Here is a 14097-nt window from a genome sequence, read left to right on the forward strand (position 1 = left end):
GGCTGAGGAATCCATGTTGAGCGCGCACTCGCGAGGTCAGCGTTCAAGTCGTACGCCTGCATCGCGGGGTCGTGTAGCGCTCCGCTGGAGTGGCGCTACCGCCACAACTGGAATGCTTGCAGCAATTCTTGCGGTTCCCGTAGCGACTGCCGCGATGCCCGCGACCACCGCCCCCGATTCTGACAAAGTGACGGGAAAGTTCGGTGTCGAACAGTCATGGGCAGACGTCAAGTCCAGCGTTCAAGATACTTCCACGGACTTGCGCCGTGATCCTGCAGCCGCTTCCCGGGCACGAATCCGCGTCCCGGTTGAGGTAAAGCCGTGTGCCGCTGAGGTGGATGTCGCAGCCAACGGGTCACGTCAAATGACCACGCAGCAGATGGTCTACATGCCGCTGCGTGAAGGCACCTTCTCTGGTACTTCGTATTACGGGTACCGAATTCATCCCATTTTTGGATACCTGAAGCTACACGAGGGCGACGATTACGCGGCTGAATCGGGGACACCGATCTATGCGGTTGCTGATGGTGTCGTCAAGACGGTTTCTTATGACTCTAGCCGTGGGAACTATGTAGAAATCGAACACCATATGGAAGACGGTTCGGTTTACGATTCCCTATATCTGCACCAGAATGACGGTGGTATCACCGTGGCGGTTGGCCAGACTGTCACAGCGGGTGAACAAATAGGTGCGGTTGGTTCCACTGGTTCTTCAACTGGAGCCCACCTTCATTTCGAGGTGCGCGATTCTTCAGGATCATCCCTACCTCCCTCACAGTGGCTAGAGTCCTATGGTGCGGTCTTCCTTGGTGAAGGCTGCTAGTGATTCCCGTTGTGGCGGCGCCGTACCCCCTGATCTTCGCTCATCGCGGAGGTGGGGAAGAGGCTGTTGAGAACAGCATTGCTGCGTTCGAGCATGCGCGTGAGATCGGCGTCAAGCATATCGAGACTGACGTCCAGTGCACCGCAGATGGTGTCGTGGTCATCTCTCACGATGAAACCCTGGACCGATGCTACGGAGCGTCAGGTAAGTTCTCGGACTACACTTTCGAGGAACTCCAAGAGTTTCACAACGAGGCCGGAGAGCCACCGCACCGGTTGCTTGATGTCTTGGCGATGTTCCCAGACCTGTATTTCAACATCGATGCGAAGTCGGATGAGGTCGTTGAGCCACTTCTAGATGTTCTTGAAGAGTCGGGGGCAGGCGGTCGTGTCATGGTGGCCTCGTTTTCAGAGAAGCGCCTTGAGAAAGTTCGCGAACTTGGTGGCGCGGAGCTGTCGACCTCACTTGGCGTGACAACAATTGTGCGGTTGCTCCTTGCTTCCGAAACTGTGTCGAATGCGGAGAGCTGGCACGTTCCTGGACCGCGCCATGGCGTAAGAGCCGCCCAGGTTCCGGAGAAGAACAAGGGTGTGCGCGTAGTCTCACCAAGGTTCATTGCCACAGCGCATACAGCTGGCTTGGCGGTTCATGTGTGGACCGTGAACGACCGGACCCAGATGGAGCGTCTGCTTGACTGGGGTGTAGACGGAATCGTCACGGACAAGCCCTCACTACTCAAAGAGGTCCTCATTGAACGTGGACAGTGGCCTCCCAGCAAAGACTGATCGGTAAGTGTCAGTCGTATCAGAATCCCTTATATCTGCCACGTGATTTTGTGGGGCTGGAAAACTGGTAAAGTAGAGCGGCGTTGGACAACCCAACGCTTGCCCCGATAGCTCAGTGGATAGAGCGTCCGCCTCCGGAGCGGAAGGTCGCAGGTTCGAATCCTGTTCGGGGCACTTTTTGTGCGCGCGTTCGGCCGCCGGCCTAGCTGAGAATATCTAGTAGTGGCTCGTAGTGCTCCACCACCGCGGCGCGGTAGGCATCAACGTCACCGTCTGTTGCAGCGTCGAGCATATGGCGGTGGCTGTAGGCAGTCCGCAAGCCCGATCCTTCCGTCTCAGACTCAAGGTTGGGAATGATTGACGTGTGCACCAACCAGAAGGACTGATACATCTGGCGCAGCAGTTGGTTGCTGAGCGGTGCCAAAAGCGTGCGATGGAATGCTATGTCCTGGTTCATGAAGCCGTGGCCCTCTTTTGAACGGGCCACCATCTCTTCCACCAGCTCTTGCAGGGCTTCGTCAGGTCTGCCCCTATGTGCATCGACGACGGTGGACGCCATTCCCAGGTCCATTGCCTGGCGAGCCTCCGCAACCTCGCGGAGGAAGTCACGGTTGCCGGCCTCAGACAGTGAGGCACGCAACACCAGGGTTTCAACCATGGGTTCGAGTGACATGTTGCCGACGAAGCTTCCGGATCCCTGCTTGACTCCAACGATGTCGAGAGCCTCCAGTTTGCGGAGCGCCTCCCTGACTGAAGAGCGGGAAACGCCGAGATCAGCGGCAAGTGCAGCCTCGGTAGGGAGGGGGTCTCCCGGCGCGAGGTTGTTAGAAAGGATATGCGCTTTGACAGCGTTCATCGTCGCGGCGGATCGATTCAAGGTATTGATCGGTGCCGGCTGTGGCACTGCAACACTTGATAACAACTCGGCAACGGACTGTTGTAAATATTTGTCAGACATCTTATGATTCATAATACCAGGGCATTTAGAGACTGGGTTGGGTTCAGCATATGTTGAAATCACGCTCGGCGGCCTCAATGGAGAGATAAGGGAGAAACCCAAGATGTCAGTATCAAGGAAACGACGCTTTGCGCTAACCGCATTCGCGGCAACCGCAGCCTTGTCACTTGCCGCGTGCAGTGGTGGGGGAAGCGCCCCGGCCACACCGGAAAGTGGTGATGCGGGTTCAGAAGGCGGCGCAGCAGGAAGCGGCACAATCACCGCTGCCGCAGCATACGAAACCACCAACTACGATCCTTCGTCCACGTCCTCGGCGCTGGCAATGGGCACCAACTGGCAGGTCATGGAGGGTCTCTACGAACTCGACCTGCACACCTACGAACCATTCAAGGCTCTCGCCAAGGATGACGACTTGGTATAGGTCTCAGACACCGAGTACGAAGTAACGCTGCGTGATGACGCGAAGTTCTCTGATGGAACTCCAGTCACCTCCGCCGATGTTGTTGAGTCCTACAAGCGCGCTACCGCAGAGGGCAACCTCTACGTTTCGATGCTCGACTTCATTGACGACATCACCGCGAAGGACGACACCACAGTCACGATCAGCCTCTCCAAGCCATTCGGCCTAGTGAAGGAACGTCTCACACTGATCAAGATCGTCCCTGCTTCCTCGACCCAGGAAGAAATGACCGCGATGCCAGTCGGCACCGGCCCGTGGAAGTACGACTCGATTGACGAGCAGAAGATCCACATGTCACCGAATGAGAACTACAACGGTGACTTCCCAGCCGAAGATGAGGCAATGGTCGTCGACATCATCAAGGATGACACCGCACGCACCACCGCTCTTCAAGAGGGCTCTGTTCAGGTCATGGAAGCCGGCGTTGACTCGATCGACATCACGCTTCTGACCACAGATCACCCGTGGATCACCGCTCTGGCACCCCAGGTCAAGAACGACCTCGACGCCGTGGGCATCAACACCACCATTCAGTCCGAAGCATCGTCTTCCCTCTACGCCAACAATACCGACGTTGAGGATCCCCAGTTCGACGCCGTTCTCGCACCGGGTGACCCCTCGGTCTTCGGTAACGACCCCGATCTGCTGATGAACTGGTGGTACGGCGACAACACCTGGACCCACTCCCGCACCCAGTGGTTCGGTTCTGATGGCTACAACAAGCTCCACGAGCTGCTTGACGCTGCTGTAGCGTCCGAGGGCGAAGCACAGAAGGCTGGAACCAGGCATACGACCTCCTCTCTGAAGAGGTTCCGCTCTACCCACTGTTCCACCGCAACATGATCACCGGATACCACGCTGATCAACTCAACAACTTCGTGCCGATCGGCACGACTGGCCTGAACTTCATCGGAGTTTCGACCAAGTAAGTAGTCAAGTGGGGCGGAGCAAATGCTCCGCCCCACCCCTTACTGTCACTGGAGCACTGGCTTGAATAATCTCATCCGTCTAATCGGAAGACGGTTGGTCGCCCTGCCAATCATGATCTTGGGCGTAACCTTCCTGGTCTTCTTCCTCATGTCCTTTTCAAAGATCGACCCGGCCTACTCGGCACTTGACGAAGGCGCTTCACCCGAAGCCCTTGAGGCCTACCGCCAAGCGCATGGCCTCAATGATCCCTGGTTTACTCGCTACATCAGCTTCGTGGGTGGGCTCTTTACCGGAGACCTCGGTACCTACGGCGCCAACCAAGCATCCGTTGCGGATAAGGTCAGCAGCGCATTTGTTGTCACGATGCAGCTAACCTTCCTCGGCCTCATCTTCGCGGTCATCATCGCAGTAATCTTCGGCGTCATTGCCGCACTGTTCCGCGACCGCTGGCCAGACCAGGTCATCCGCGTCATCTCCACAGCCTTTATCGCAACGCCTTCATTCTGGCTGGCTGTCCTGATGATCCTCTTCTTCTCAGTTTCCCTCGGATGGCTTCCGGCTTCTGGACCACTTCCTTCATTTAGTGAGGACCCCGGTGCCTGGCTGGCGCGAATGACCCTGCCAGTTGTCGCTCTTGGAGTCCCCGTCGCGGGTTCGCTAACTCGCGTTATCCGTACCTCAATGGTCGAGGAACTGGATAAGGACTACGTGCGCACCGCACTCGGTGCTGGCGTTCCCAAGCCGGTTGTGGTTGCTCGCAACGTGTTCCGCAACGCACTCATCACCCCCATCACAGTCCTGGGCCTACGCATCGGTTACCTCATTGGTGGCGCGGTTGTCATCGAGGTCATCTTTAACCTTCCAGGTATGGGCATGGCGATCCTCCAGGGCGTGCAGCAGAACTACCCGACCCTGGTGCAGGGTGTAACCCTCGTGGTTGCCCTGGCCTTCATCATCATCAACATTGTTGTTGACATGCTCTACATTCTCATCAACCCGAGGATTCGGACGGTGTGACGTGCTAAGAAAGAATCTCACCAAGCGAATGGAAGAAAGCGGAGGGAAAGTCCGCTTCAAGCGCTGGCGCGCAATGTCGTGGGGATCCCGTATCTCCCTCATCGTCTTGGCACTGATCGTGCTCTGTGCGATCTTCGCTCCCGTTATCGCGCCACATAACCCAATCGAGATCTTCACTGCTCGCCAGCCACCTTCGTCAGAGTTCCTCTTCGGAACTGATGAAAAGGGGCGAGACGTCCTCTCCCGCATGATCTACGGAGCTCGTTTCTCACTGATCATTGGCCTCGGAGCCACGTTGTTCGCGCTGGTCCTAGGCGCCGTAATTGGCTCCTTCGCAGCAGTGACCAACAAGGCCGCTTCCGAAGTGACGATGCGCATCATGGATGTCATCATGTCCTTCCCGGGCATTGCGCTTGCAGCCGTGTTCGTGTCGGTGTTTGGTAACTCCCTGGTGGTCATCATCTTTGTGTCTACGCCCTCGGCGGTCCTGCTGAGGTCGAGCGTCACTTCCGGGTGATCGCGGACAACATCGATCTTCCGCTCTACGCCTACGACATTCCCGTTTGCGTTCACACGAAGCTTGGTGTCGACATGCTGATGCGTCTCGGTGAAGAGGGCGTCCTCGCCGGAATTAAGGATTCCTCAGGCGATGACGTGTCATTCCGCATCCTTTCCATCAAGAACCGCGATGCCGGCAGTCCGCTGGCGCTTCTGACGGGGCACGAGGTCGTCGTTGATGGGGCATACATGTCTGGTGCGGACGGATCCGTTCCCGGGCTCGCCAACATCGACCCGCACGGCTACGTGCGTCAGTGGGATGCTTACCAGCGTGGCGATTGGGACGCAGTACGTGAGGAGCAGGATCGCCTGGTCCGCCTCATGATGATCACCCAGGTGGTCGAAGGCGTTGCAGGGTTTGGGGCAGGTGTCGGTGCATTCAAGACTGCCCTCAACCTGATGGGCATTTTCGAAACCAACAACATGCCCGAGCCCGTCACCTCGTTGACAGGAAGCAATGTTGAGGCAATCGCGGAGGTCTTGGCCGAGGTCGGTTTGCTCGACTGAGCCAAGAAGCGTAGGGATGTCGGCGAAGGGTGGGGAGTTTGTGATGAAGAGAAATTCTGACGCGGGACCGTCCTCGTTTGTTGGGGTCGATATCGGGGGGACCAAGATCGCTGCGGCACTGGTGACCCTGGGGTCCCAGCCAGTTCTCTCAAACCAGACGAAGCTCCCCACCCCGGCGACCGAGGGTGCCGAGGCAGTGGTAGGCGCCGTCATCACCCTGGTCCGCAAGGTCCTGGGAGAGGCTGGGGTTAGCCCTCTGGCTGTTGCGATCGCAAGTGCCGGAGTGGTTGATCCAGTTAGCGGAACGATTGTCTCCGCCACCGACCTGATCTCAGGCTGGGCAGGAACCGCACTGGCACAACAGGTGTCCGAGGCCGTTGGTCTCCCGGTGTACGTCCTCGGGGATGTCCAGGCTCACGGGCTTGGTGAACATGTTTATGGTGCCGGTGATGGCTACGCGTCATCCCTTCTAATCGGGATTGGTACCGGTGTAGGCGGCGCAGTCGTTGAGGGTGACTCTGTCCGCTTTGGCGCCAACGGGGCTGCAGGGCATCTCGGACATATCCCCGCACATCGGGCCGTCGGCATTCCGTGTTCGTGCGGAACAAGCGGGCATATTGAAGCGATCGCCTCCGGCCCCTCAATTACCCGCGCATACGCGGAGGCCACGGGCCAAGAGCGCGACGCGAAGACGGTTGATGACCTCGCCGAGGCCGGCGAAGAGGCAGCCGTCACCGTGGTTACTGAAGCAGGATTGGCAACAGGGGAAACCCTGGGGGCACTAGCAAACGTGTGGGATCCGGACGTCATTATCGTCTCTGTGCAGGCATACCCGGGTGAGCCAATGCGTAACCCAGAGACCATGGCCCAGATTGCTCACGCAGCACAGATTGGTGGAGCTGCCGCCATTCGCTGCCAAGGTCTGGCAGATATTGCCGCCATCAAGACCCGCGTTGAGGTCCCGGTCATCGGCCTGTGGAAAGAAGGACACGAGGGCGTTTTCATCACCCCCACCCTGCGCCATGCGGTCGCTTGCTCCTATGCGGGCTCCGACATTGTCGCTTTGGATGCCACGGATCGCCCACGTCCCGATGGGCTGACACTGGCTCAGACTGTGGCAGCACTTCGAGATCAGGGCATTTCAACGATGGCAGACTGCGGATCGATTGAGGACATTCGCACCGCAGCTGAGGTTGGTTTCGATATCCTTTCCACCACGCTGTCGGGCTACTCCGGCTCCCGTCCCAAGACCGACGGTCCGGACTTTGAGCTCTTAGAGCAGGCCGTTGCCGAGTTCCCCGAGCTGCCGATCATCTGTGAGGGAAGGGTTCACACCCCCGCCCAGGCAGCGAAGGTCATGGAGATTGGTGCGTGGGCCGCGGTTGTCGGAACTGCTATCACGCACCCGACCTCGATCACCCAGTGGTTCGGTGAGGCAGTAGCGAGCGCGTAGCCGCCGCCCGCTATCCGCCGGTGCCGGTGCCAGGAGTGGTACTAGGTGTCTCCTGTTGCTGGCCCAACTGTTGCTCCAGGGCTTCAAGTCGGGCTGCAAGGTCATCGGTCTTCTGCTGCTCTGTCTCAAGAAGCGCGCTCAAAGACGCAACTTCCTCTTGCAGGCGTGCGTTCTCTTGAAGAATCTGAGTCAGATCCGAAGGGGCAGCTCCGCTTTGGCTGCCCGAGTCACCGTCGGTGTGTCCGGCGCTCTGGTCCTGCTCGGCTAGTTGTTGTTGCACCCGCTGCACCGTCTCATCGACCAGGGCTTGGCGCTGCTCATCCGTGAGCGTTTGCTCCACAGTGTTAGTTGTGTAGCTGTTGAACTGGTCGCCGCCCTGAGCGCGCGCTACGCCGTATGAGATACCAACTGTTATCAGCGCGACAACAAGGAAGATCAGAGACATCTGGACAACCTGATTGTGAAAGACGGCGCTGAGAATCGGGTGCTTGGACTGCTGTTCGGGGGTCCCCTCGTGGGACGGCTCAGTGACGTGTCCGGATACAACATCAGCGACCGGAGCGACGACCGTGTCGTCCAGGGTGGTTGGCTGCGCTGTCGTCAGGTCTGTGTGGACCGCAGTCTCAGTGCCATCCGCAGTGGCTTCCGCACCCTGACTTCTTTCCTCCCCTGCGAGAACCGGCAGTATTGGTGCGACAACCTGCTTGGTCTTCTCAGCACTGGAGGTGATAAGGATACGGTAAAACTCGCTGGCGAGGGCGGAAACAACCGAAATGAGGCCGACGATAAGAATTGAAGAAGAGAACGAGGTCAATCGGGAAGAGACCACCGCCATGGTAATTGCCGCTAGGGCCGTGGCGCTGACCTGGGGTACGGAGAGACGCGACTGTGCCGTGATTGATTTCCACGCCTTACGAATGCGATGCTTGGCCATTCTTGAGCCCACCTCTTCCCTACTTAAAGTTTGTCCTACTCCTCCGGACCAACGTGGTCCCGGGGTTAATCAAAGAGGACCCACCACCACATGGGTAGCGGGTCCTCTCTGAGAGAAAATTAGGAACGATCGTCGAGGTCGTCCTGTGCCTGGCGCTCATCGACAGCCCACTCGCGGTTGGGGTTTGATCCCGGTGTGTGTTCACCCGCGCCCGTCTGGATGTTGTCCTTGGTGAACTCCCCGAGGTTTGGATCCGACTGCAGCTCGGTATTTAGGTCAACTGCGTCGACGTGCAGCGCGTGAGCCTCCCCGCGGCGTTCTTTTCGGTTCAAGTTTTCTTTGTGGTCGCTGTGGTGGCTATCGCTCACTCGCAGTCCTTTCATCGTGGGTCCAATGGCCCGTGCAACATGGTTGATCGTGGTGATTTTACCCCGCAAGCGACCAATAATCGAACTCAAGCGCCCGCGATGCAGGCATCCCCCTAGACTTGGCTCGGCCAATACACAATGGGAGAGGTCTCTAGATGTCACGCGTAGTTGTCGCAAAGTTTGGTGGGTCGTCCATGGCGGACGCTGAGCACTTCACGGCTGCCAAGCAAATTATCGCGCGCGACGAAGCGCGACGATACGTCGTTCCATCTGCTCCGGGTAAGCGCCGCAAGGATGACCACAAGGTGACAGATTTGCTGTACATGTGCCACCAACTCGCAGAACACAACATCGATTTCGGGGAAGTGTTCACCCTGGTAGCAAACAGGTATCGCGATATCTACACAGGTCTGGGACTTAAGCAGGATCTGGAAGCCGCCCTCGAACAGGTTCGTACTGAGATCATCGAGGGAGCCTCGGAAGGTCATGTTGCTAGTCGCGGGGAGTACCTCAATGGTTTGCTCCTCGCAGAGTTCCTCGGCTATGAGTTTGTCGACGCAGCGGATGTGGTTGTGTTCTCCAGTGACGGAGTCTATGACGCTGATGCAACGATGATGCGTTTGGGGGACGTCCTCGGCGAAATCCACCGAGCCGTGATTCCAGGTTTCTATGGTGCCGACCAGAATGGAAGTATCCATACATTCTCACGGGGAGGTTCCGATGTCTCTGGCGCGATAGTTGCAGGTGCGGTGGGTGCCGACCTCTATGAGAACTGGACGGATGTTTCTGGGTTTCTCCAGGCGGATCCGCGCGTTGTCAATAACCCAGCGCCCATTGAGACGGTTTCCTACAAGGAACTGCGCGAACTGTCATACATGGGGGCGTCAGTACTCCATGAGGAAGCAATTTTCCCGGTCCGTGAGAAGTCGATTCCGATCAACGTTCGCAACACCGAGCGTCCGGAGGATCCAGGCACACTTATTGTCCCTGATAGCGACAGGGTGGGACACAGCGGGATCACGGGTATTGCTGGTAAGCAGCACTTCACGGTCCTCACACTTGAGAAGACCCTGATGGACGAAGAGAAGGGTTTTGTGCGGAAGCTGGTTTCGGTGTTTGAAACCAATGGTGTTTCGATCGCGCATATTCCATCCGGGATTGATTCAGTTTCTGTTGTGGTTCGAAGCGAGGAGATCGGCTTCAAGTTGGCTAAGGTGGTAGAAGAGATCAAGATCTTCTGCCACCCAGATGCGGTTAGTGTTGAAGAGGGGATCTCTCTGATCGCTGTCGTTGGTCGTGGCATGGTTTCGACACCCGGTATTGCCGCAAGGGTATTCACGAAACTCGCCAGGGCGAAGATCAATATTCGTATCATCACGCAGGGCGCCTCCGAGCTATCGATCCTCATCGGTGTTGAAGACAGACAGTTTGATGACGCGTTGAGGACACTGTACTCAGCTATCTGAGGTTCCTTTCCGGTCGAAAGTCGGTGCTTCCCTGTACGCTTGGGAGACCGAGTGCCTACGTGAAAGGGTCGTGCCTCAATGCCTTCATTGCCGCTTCCTTCGAAGTTTGAAGAGTTGGTTCCTGTGGATGTTCCCGACGCTCAATGGTGGCGTCAGGCGGTGGTTTACCAAGTGTATCCGAGGTCGTTTTACGACCTCGATGGAAACGGTCTGGGAGACATTCGCGGAATCACTGAGAAGGTGCCATATTTGAAGGAGTTGGGGATTGACGCTGTCTGGCTCAGTCCTTTCTATCCTTCGGAACTAGCGGACGGCGGATATGACGTCGCGGACTATCGTGATGTCGCACCGGAGCTGGGGACGCTTGCAGATTTTGATGAGATGACGGCAGCCTTGCATGAGGCCGGAATTCGCGTCGTTGTCGACATCGTTCCCAACCACACCTCCGACCAGCATGTCTGGTTCAAGGAGGCTGTTAACTCACCCAAGGGGTCCCCTGCTCGTAATCGTTACATCTTTAGGGACAGCCGAATTGACGAGGACGGGAATGAGCAAATCCCCTCCGACTGGATCTCAATGTTCGGGGGACCGCAGTGGGATCAGCTTGCGGACGGCCAGTGGTACCTGCACACCTTCGCGCCGGAGCAGCCTGACCTGAACTGGGACAATCCTGAGGTGCGTGAAGAGTTTGAGGACGTCTTGGCGTTTTGGTCGGACAGGGGTGTCGACGGGTTCCGCATCGATGTGGCACACTCTCTGGTCAAGGACCAGGCGGTCATCTTTGGGCCTGATCCGCTTCCCACCTGGGCAGAGATGGAAAAGCTGCCCTGGGATGGCACACATCCGGTGTGGGATCGGGATGAGGTGCATGACGTCTACCGGGGGTGGCGTAAGGTCTTTGACCGCTACGATCCCCCGCGCGTCGCGGTGGCAGAAGCCTGGGTGGAAGATCCTCAGAGGCGCGCCAAGTACGCCAGCATTGAGGGGCTCGGTCAGACGTTTAACTTTGACTTACTGCGCGCCGATTTTCACGCTCCCCAGTTCAAAGAGATCATTGATCACAACTTGGAGTTGGCGGCTCGAGCTGACTCTTCAACGACATGGGTTCTTTCCAATCACGACGTTATTCGCCACGCTACTCGCTATGGTCTGCCAGATTTGCTCGAGGGCGAAGAGTCCGTTGTGGGTCAGAAGTGGCTTCTTGACGGTGGTTCGCTAGCCGATGTTGATGTCGAGCAGGGCAATCGCCGGGCCGACGCGACAACCATGCTGCTTTTGGCGCTTCCTGGAGCCACCTACCTGTATCAGGGAGAAGAGCTGGGATTGCACGAGGTTGGCGATATCGCTGATGCAGACCGCCAGGACCCTACCTTCTTCCGTAGTCCGGGGGTCGATATTGGACGTGATGGCTGCCGCGTACCTCTTCCCTGGGTGGCGGATGCTCAAGGCTATGGCTTCGGCTCTGAAACGCCACATTTCCCTCAGCCAACGTGGTTTGCGGACCACGCGGTGGACGTGGAAGATAGGGATCCGCACTCAACCTTGAACCTTTATCGGCAAGCCTTGTCTCTGCGGAAGAGGCTGCTGACCGAAGAGCGGCTGACTTGGGAAGAGACCGGGTCCGAGGACGTTTTGCAGTTTGTGCGGCCCAACGGTTGGCGAGTGATCATGAATTTCTCAAAGGATGCTGTGGATCTGCCTGACGGAGACCTCCTTCTTTCCTCGCGCCCACTTGAGGATGGACGTCTGCCGGGTGAGACAACAGCGTGGCTTCTGGATGCCTAGCCAACTGGAGCAAGGGAAGTAGCAGTCAATGAGCTTCACGACCATTCATCTGATGCGCCACGGCGAGGTTGATAACCCAGCTGGAGTGCTTTACGGGCGCCTTCCAGGGTTCGGGCTAACAACTCTGGGCAAGGAGATGGCACAGACGGTTGCTGAGTTCCTAGTTGCGGAAGGTGCTGACATCACCCATGTCATCGCCTCACCGCTGCTTCGGGCCCAGCAGACCGCAGCGCCCACCGCGAAAGCGTATGGGCTGCGGGTTGAAGCGGATCCAAGGCTCATTGAGGCCGGATCAGAGTTTGAAGGGCGCCAGATCAACAAGAACCGCTGGGCGCTTGCACACCCAAGGAACTGGCATCTCTACACCCGTCCTCATGAGCCCTCCTGGGGTGAGCCCTATAAGGTCATCGCGAGGCGCATGAGTTCAGCGGTGGCCTCAGCGGTTGAGGAAGCCCGGGGTCACGAAGCACTACTGGTGTCACACCAGATGCCGGTCGTCATGATGCAGAGGTTCTTGGATGGCAAACCGCTCTCCCATAATCCCCTCAACCGGCAGTGTTCACTTGCCTCATTGACGTCGCTGACCTTTGACGGCGACGTGCTAGTGGGATGGAACTATGAAGAGCCAGCACTGGCGCTCTTGGAGGCGGCTCAGGACATGACACCGGGGGCCTCGAAGGCTGCGGTACGCCGATAAGTCTGGGTGGAACGCGCCAGAGCCTCTAGGCGTCCTCTTCGTCCTCGTCACCCGTCTGGTTGGTGTCGTCGTCCTCGTCTGAAGGTGGCATCTGAGGAGAATCGTTGGGTCTGCGAACTGGGCGGCTGCGGTGCTGACGTCGAGAGATGCGGTCCGCAAGGTCGGAAAGTGCTTCAGGATTGTCGTCGGGGCGCGAGGACCGGGGTGGGCTCGAGTCGGGAGAAGTGCCGACCCTGCGCTGTTCCGCACGGGTAACAAGCCCCACGATGATCCATGCAAGTGGCCCGATTATCGGAATGAGCACGATGACGGCTAACCAAACCCAACGATTGACGCGGCCGGGCGTCCACGTGCGTGACCGAGATACCCAATCGGAGATTGCGTAAATCGTTATCGCGAGGGCGAGTACCACCAGCATGATGCGTGCCATGCTTCCACTCTAAACGGTCCCGACTAAATAGCAGAGCTCAGTGCCAAGCCAGCACCCACAAGAACTCCGTAGGCAAGCGCATAAAGCCCGGTATTCCGTAGGGAACCCAAGAGGGCCAGGCCCTTTGCGCCCTTGGCGATAGTCACTGCCCCGGGTAGCCCAGCAAGTAGGAGCGCCGCCGCGATGAGCCACCAGTAGGTGTTCCCGACACCGGCAAGCGCGACTGCCCCAAGTAGCAGACCACCGACGATCATCACCGTGTAGGCGACACGGGATGCCCCGTCTCCCAGCCGTACAGCCAGGGTGTTCTTGCCGACCTGGGAGTCCGTGGGGATGTCGCGAATGTTGTTGACCATAAGGAGAGCGACAGAGATCAGCCCTATCCCGCTCGCTGCGCACCACACCCACCACGGCAGGTTGGTGGTTTGAACGTAGGTTGTGCCAACGGTTGCAACCAAGCCGAAGAACACGAAGACGAATAGTTCCGACAGTCCAACTCCCATGTAGCCGTAGGGGCGGCTGCCTCCCGTGTAGAACCACGCGGCGCCGACGCTAGCAAGGCCTACGGCCACCATCCACCAGTGTCCGGACCAAGCGATCAGCGCGAGTCCTAGAACACCTGCAACACCGAAGGTGAAGAGGGCGAAGGCAAGCACTTGGCGGGCTGGAACCAACCCGCTTGCAGTGAGGCGCGTGGGACCGACCCGGTCCTGGTCTGTACCGCGAATTCCGTCTGAATAGTCATTGGCTAGGTTGACCCCAATTTGCAGGGCCAGTGCGACGCCGAGGGCGAGGAGGGATTTCCCTATTGAGAACGCACCAAGATTGAAGGCAGCACCTCCACCGACGAGGACGGGTGCGGCCGCGGCGGGGAGTGTGCGCAGTCGTGCGCCCTCGAGCCAGTCTTTTGCAGAAGCCATGGGTTT

15 protein-coding genes, 1 tRNA gene and 2 pseudogenes are annotated in these 14097 nt (G+C 58.1%); 13 read left to right on the top strand and 5 right to left on the bottom strand.

The features are described 5' to 3' along the window. The first annotated feature begins 16 nt into the window (after nt 1-16). The 3 genes from H2O65_RS01385 to H2O65_RS01395 all read left to right on the top strand — a co-directional run bounded on the left by H2O65_RS01385 (nt 17) and on the right by H2O65_RS01395 (nt 1782). Nucleotides 17-823 carry a M23 family metallopeptidase gene (locus tag H2O65_RS01385; RefSeq protein WP_182141846.1) on the top strand — a complete coding sequence of 269 codons (807 nt, stop codon included), beginning with the start codon at nt 17-19 and terminating at the stop codon, nt 821-823. Then, complete coding sequence (locus H2O65_RS01390) at nt 823-1608, top strand: glycerophosphodiester phosphodiesterase (RefSeq protein WP_182141847.1); 786 nt, start codon at nt 823-825, stop codon at nt 1606-1608. The genes H2O65_RS01385 and H2O65_RS01390 overlap by 1 nt, the downstream gene beginning before the upstream one ends. 101 nt (nt 1609-1709) lie before the next feature. Next, a tRNA-Arg gene (locus H2O65_RS01395) sits at nt 1710-1782 on the top strand. Nucleotides 1783-1810: 28 nt separating this feature from the next. Here H2O65_RS01395 and H2O65_RS01400 read toward each other — a convergent pair. Then, nucleotides 1811-2566, bottom strand: a complete 756-nt coding sequence (locus H2O65_RS01400; RefSeq protein ID WP_259349551.1) for a FadR/GntR family transcriptional regulator — start codon at nt 2564-2566, stop codon at nt 1811-1813. A gap of 103 nt (nt 2567-2669) precedes the next feature. On the opposite strand from H2O65_RS01400, the gene H2O65_RS10540 reads away from it, so the two are divergent. From H2O65_RS10540 to H2O65_RS10435, 7 genes and pseudogenes are all read left to right on the top strand, one after another. Then, nucleotides 2670-2987, top strand: a complete 318-nt coding sequence (locus H2O65_RS10540) for a hypothetical protein (protein WP_310649232.1) — start codon at nt 2670-2672, stop codon at nt 2985-2987. Between the two features lie 27 nt (nt 2988-3014). Next, nucleotides 3015-3869: an ABC transporter substrate-binding protein gene (locus H2O65_RS01405; protein ID WP_310649248.1), complete on the top strand. Its 855-nt coding sequence runs from the start codon at nt 3015-3017 to the stop codon at nt 3867-3869. A 147-nt stretch (nt 3870-4016) separates the two neighbouring features. Then, nucleotides 4017-4973 carry an ABC transporter permease gene (locus H2O65_RS01410; protein WP_182141848.1) on the top strand — a complete coding sequence of 319 codons (957 nt, stop codon included), beginning with the start codon at nt 4017-4019 and terminating at the stop codon, nt 4971-4973. Between the two features lie 73 nt (nt 4974-5046). Next, nucleotides 5047-5490 (top strand): ABC transporter permease, encoded by a 444-nt coding sequence (locus H2O65_RS01415; RefSeq protein WP_259349595.1) that lies wholly within the window; start codon nt 5047-5049, stop codon nt 5488-5490. Further along, nucleotides 5445-6038 (top strand): annotated as a pseudogene (locus H2O65_RS01420) (dihydrodipicolinate synthase family protein); the annotation flags it as partial. The gene H2O65_RS01415 and the pseudogene H2O65_RS01420, both read left to right, overlap by 46 nt. Before the next feature lie 43 nt (nt 6039-6081). Next, nucleotides 6082-6846, top strand: a pseudogene (locus tag H2O65_RS10430) (ROK family protein); the annotation flags it as partial. Continuing rightward, nucleotides 6829-7491, top strand: coding sequence for an N-acetylmannosamine-6-phosphate 2-epimerase (locus tag H2O65_RS10435; RefSeq protein WP_259349596.1), 663 nt, complete (start codon nt 6829-6831; stop codon nt 7489-7491). The pseudogene H2O65_RS10430 and the gene H2O65_RS10435, both read left to right, overlap by 18 nt. 10 nt (nt 7492-7501) lie before the next feature. On the opposite strand, the gene H2O65_RS01430 is transcribed toward H2O65_RS10435, so the two are convergent. Continuing rightward, nucleotides 7502-8425 carry a hypothetical protein gene (locus H2O65_RS01430; RefSeq protein WP_182141851.1) on the bottom strand — a complete coding sequence of 308 codons (924 nt, stop codon included), beginning with the start codon at nt 8423-8425 and terminating at the stop codon, nt 7502-7504. A gap of 119 nt (nt 8426-8544) precedes the next feature. Beyond that, nucleotides 8545-8793, bottom strand: a complete 249-nt coding sequence (locus H2O65_RS01435) for a hypothetical protein (RefSeq protein WP_182141852.1) — start codon at nt 8791-8793, stop codon at nt 8545-8547. Between the two features lie 155 nt (nt 8794-8948). Between H2O65_RS01435 and H2O65_RS01440 the strand changes: the two genes are divergently transcribed. The 3 genes from H2O65_RS01440 to H2O65_RS01450 all read left to right on the top strand — a co-directional run bounded on the left by H2O65_RS01440 (nt 8949) and on the right by H2O65_RS01450 (nt 12741). Beyond that, nucleotides 8949-10259 (top strand): aspartate kinase, encoded by a 1311-nt coding sequence (locus H2O65_RS01440; protein ID WP_182141853.1) that lies wholly within the window; start codon nt 8949-8951, stop codon nt 10257-10259. A gap of 78 nt (nt 10260-10337) precedes the next feature. Further along, nucleotides 10338-12044, top strand: a complete 1707-nt coding sequence (locus H2O65_RS01445; protein WP_182141854.1) for a glycoside hydrolase family 13 protein — start codon at nt 10338-10340, stop codon at nt 12042-12044. Between the two features lie 28 nt (nt 12045-12072). Next, nucleotides 12073-12741, top strand: coding sequence for a histidine phosphatase family protein (locus H2O65_RS01450; RefSeq protein WP_182141855.1), 669 nt, complete (start codon nt 12073-12075; stop codon nt 12739-12741). A 25-nt stretch (nt 12742-12766) separates the two neighbouring features. Here H2O65_RS01450 and H2O65_RS01455 read toward each other — a convergent pair whose 3' ends face one another. Both H2O65_RS01455 and H2O65_RS01460 read right to left on the bottom strand, forming a co-directional pair. Next, the gene (locus tag H2O65_RS01455) at nt 12767-13171 is read right to left on the bottom strand and encodes a PLD nuclease N-terminal domain-containing protein (RefSeq protein ID WP_182141856.1); all 405 of its coding nucleotides are present in this window, start codon (nt 13169-13171) and stop codon (nt 12767-12769) included. 23 nt (nt 13172-13194) lie between these two features. Then, the gene (locus H2O65_RS01460) at nt 13195-14091 is read right to left on the bottom strand and encodes a 1,4-dihydroxy-2-naphthoate polyprenyltransferase (protein ID WP_182141857.1); all 897 of its coding nucleotides are present in this window, start codon (nt 14089-14091) and stop codon (nt 13195-13197) included. Between the last annotated feature and the right edge of the window lie 6 nt (nt 14092-14097).

This window comes from Schaalia sp. JY-X169 (assembly GCF_014069575.1).
GTDB lineage: Bacteria > Actinomycetota > Actinomycetes > Actinomycetales > Actinomycetaceae > Scrofimicrobium.

Coding starts and splice junctions, on each gene's coding strand:
- H2O65_RS01400 (WP_259349551.1), bottom strand. CDS start 2,566: ATGTCTGACAAATATTTACAACAGTCCGTTGCCGAGTTGTTATCAAGT.
- H2O65_RS10540 (WP_310649232.1), top strand. CDS start 2,670: ATGTCAGTATCAAGGAAACGACGCTTTGCGCTAACCGCATTCGCGGCA.
- H2O65_RS01415 (WP_259349595.1), top strand. CDS start 5,047: ATGTCGTGGGGATCCCGTATCTCCCTCATCGTCTTGGCACTGATCGTG.
- H2O65_RS01430 (WP_182141851.1), bottom strand. CDS start 8,425: ATGGCCAAGCATCGCATTCGTAAGGCGTGGAAATCAATCACGGCACAG.
- H2O65_RS01440 (WP_182141853.1), top strand. CDS start 8,949: ATGTCACGCGTAGTTGTCGCAAAGTTTGGTGGGTCGTCCATGGCGGAC.
- H2O65_RS01445 (WP_182141854.1), top strand. CDS start 10,338: ATGCCTTCATTGCCGCTTCCTTCGAAGTTTGAAGAGTTGGTTCCTGTG.
- H2O65_RS01450 (WP_182141855.1), top strand. CDS start 12,073: ATGAGCTTCACGACCATTCATCTGATGCGCCACGGCGAGGTTGATAAC.
- H2O65_RS01455 (WP_182141856.1), bottom strand. CDS start 13,171: ATGGCACGCATCATGCTGGTGGTACTCGCCCTCGCGATAACGATTTAC.
- H2O65_RS01460 (WP_182141857.1), bottom strand. CDS start 14,091: ATGGCTTCTGCAAAAGACTGGCTCGAGGGCGCACGACTGCGCACACTC.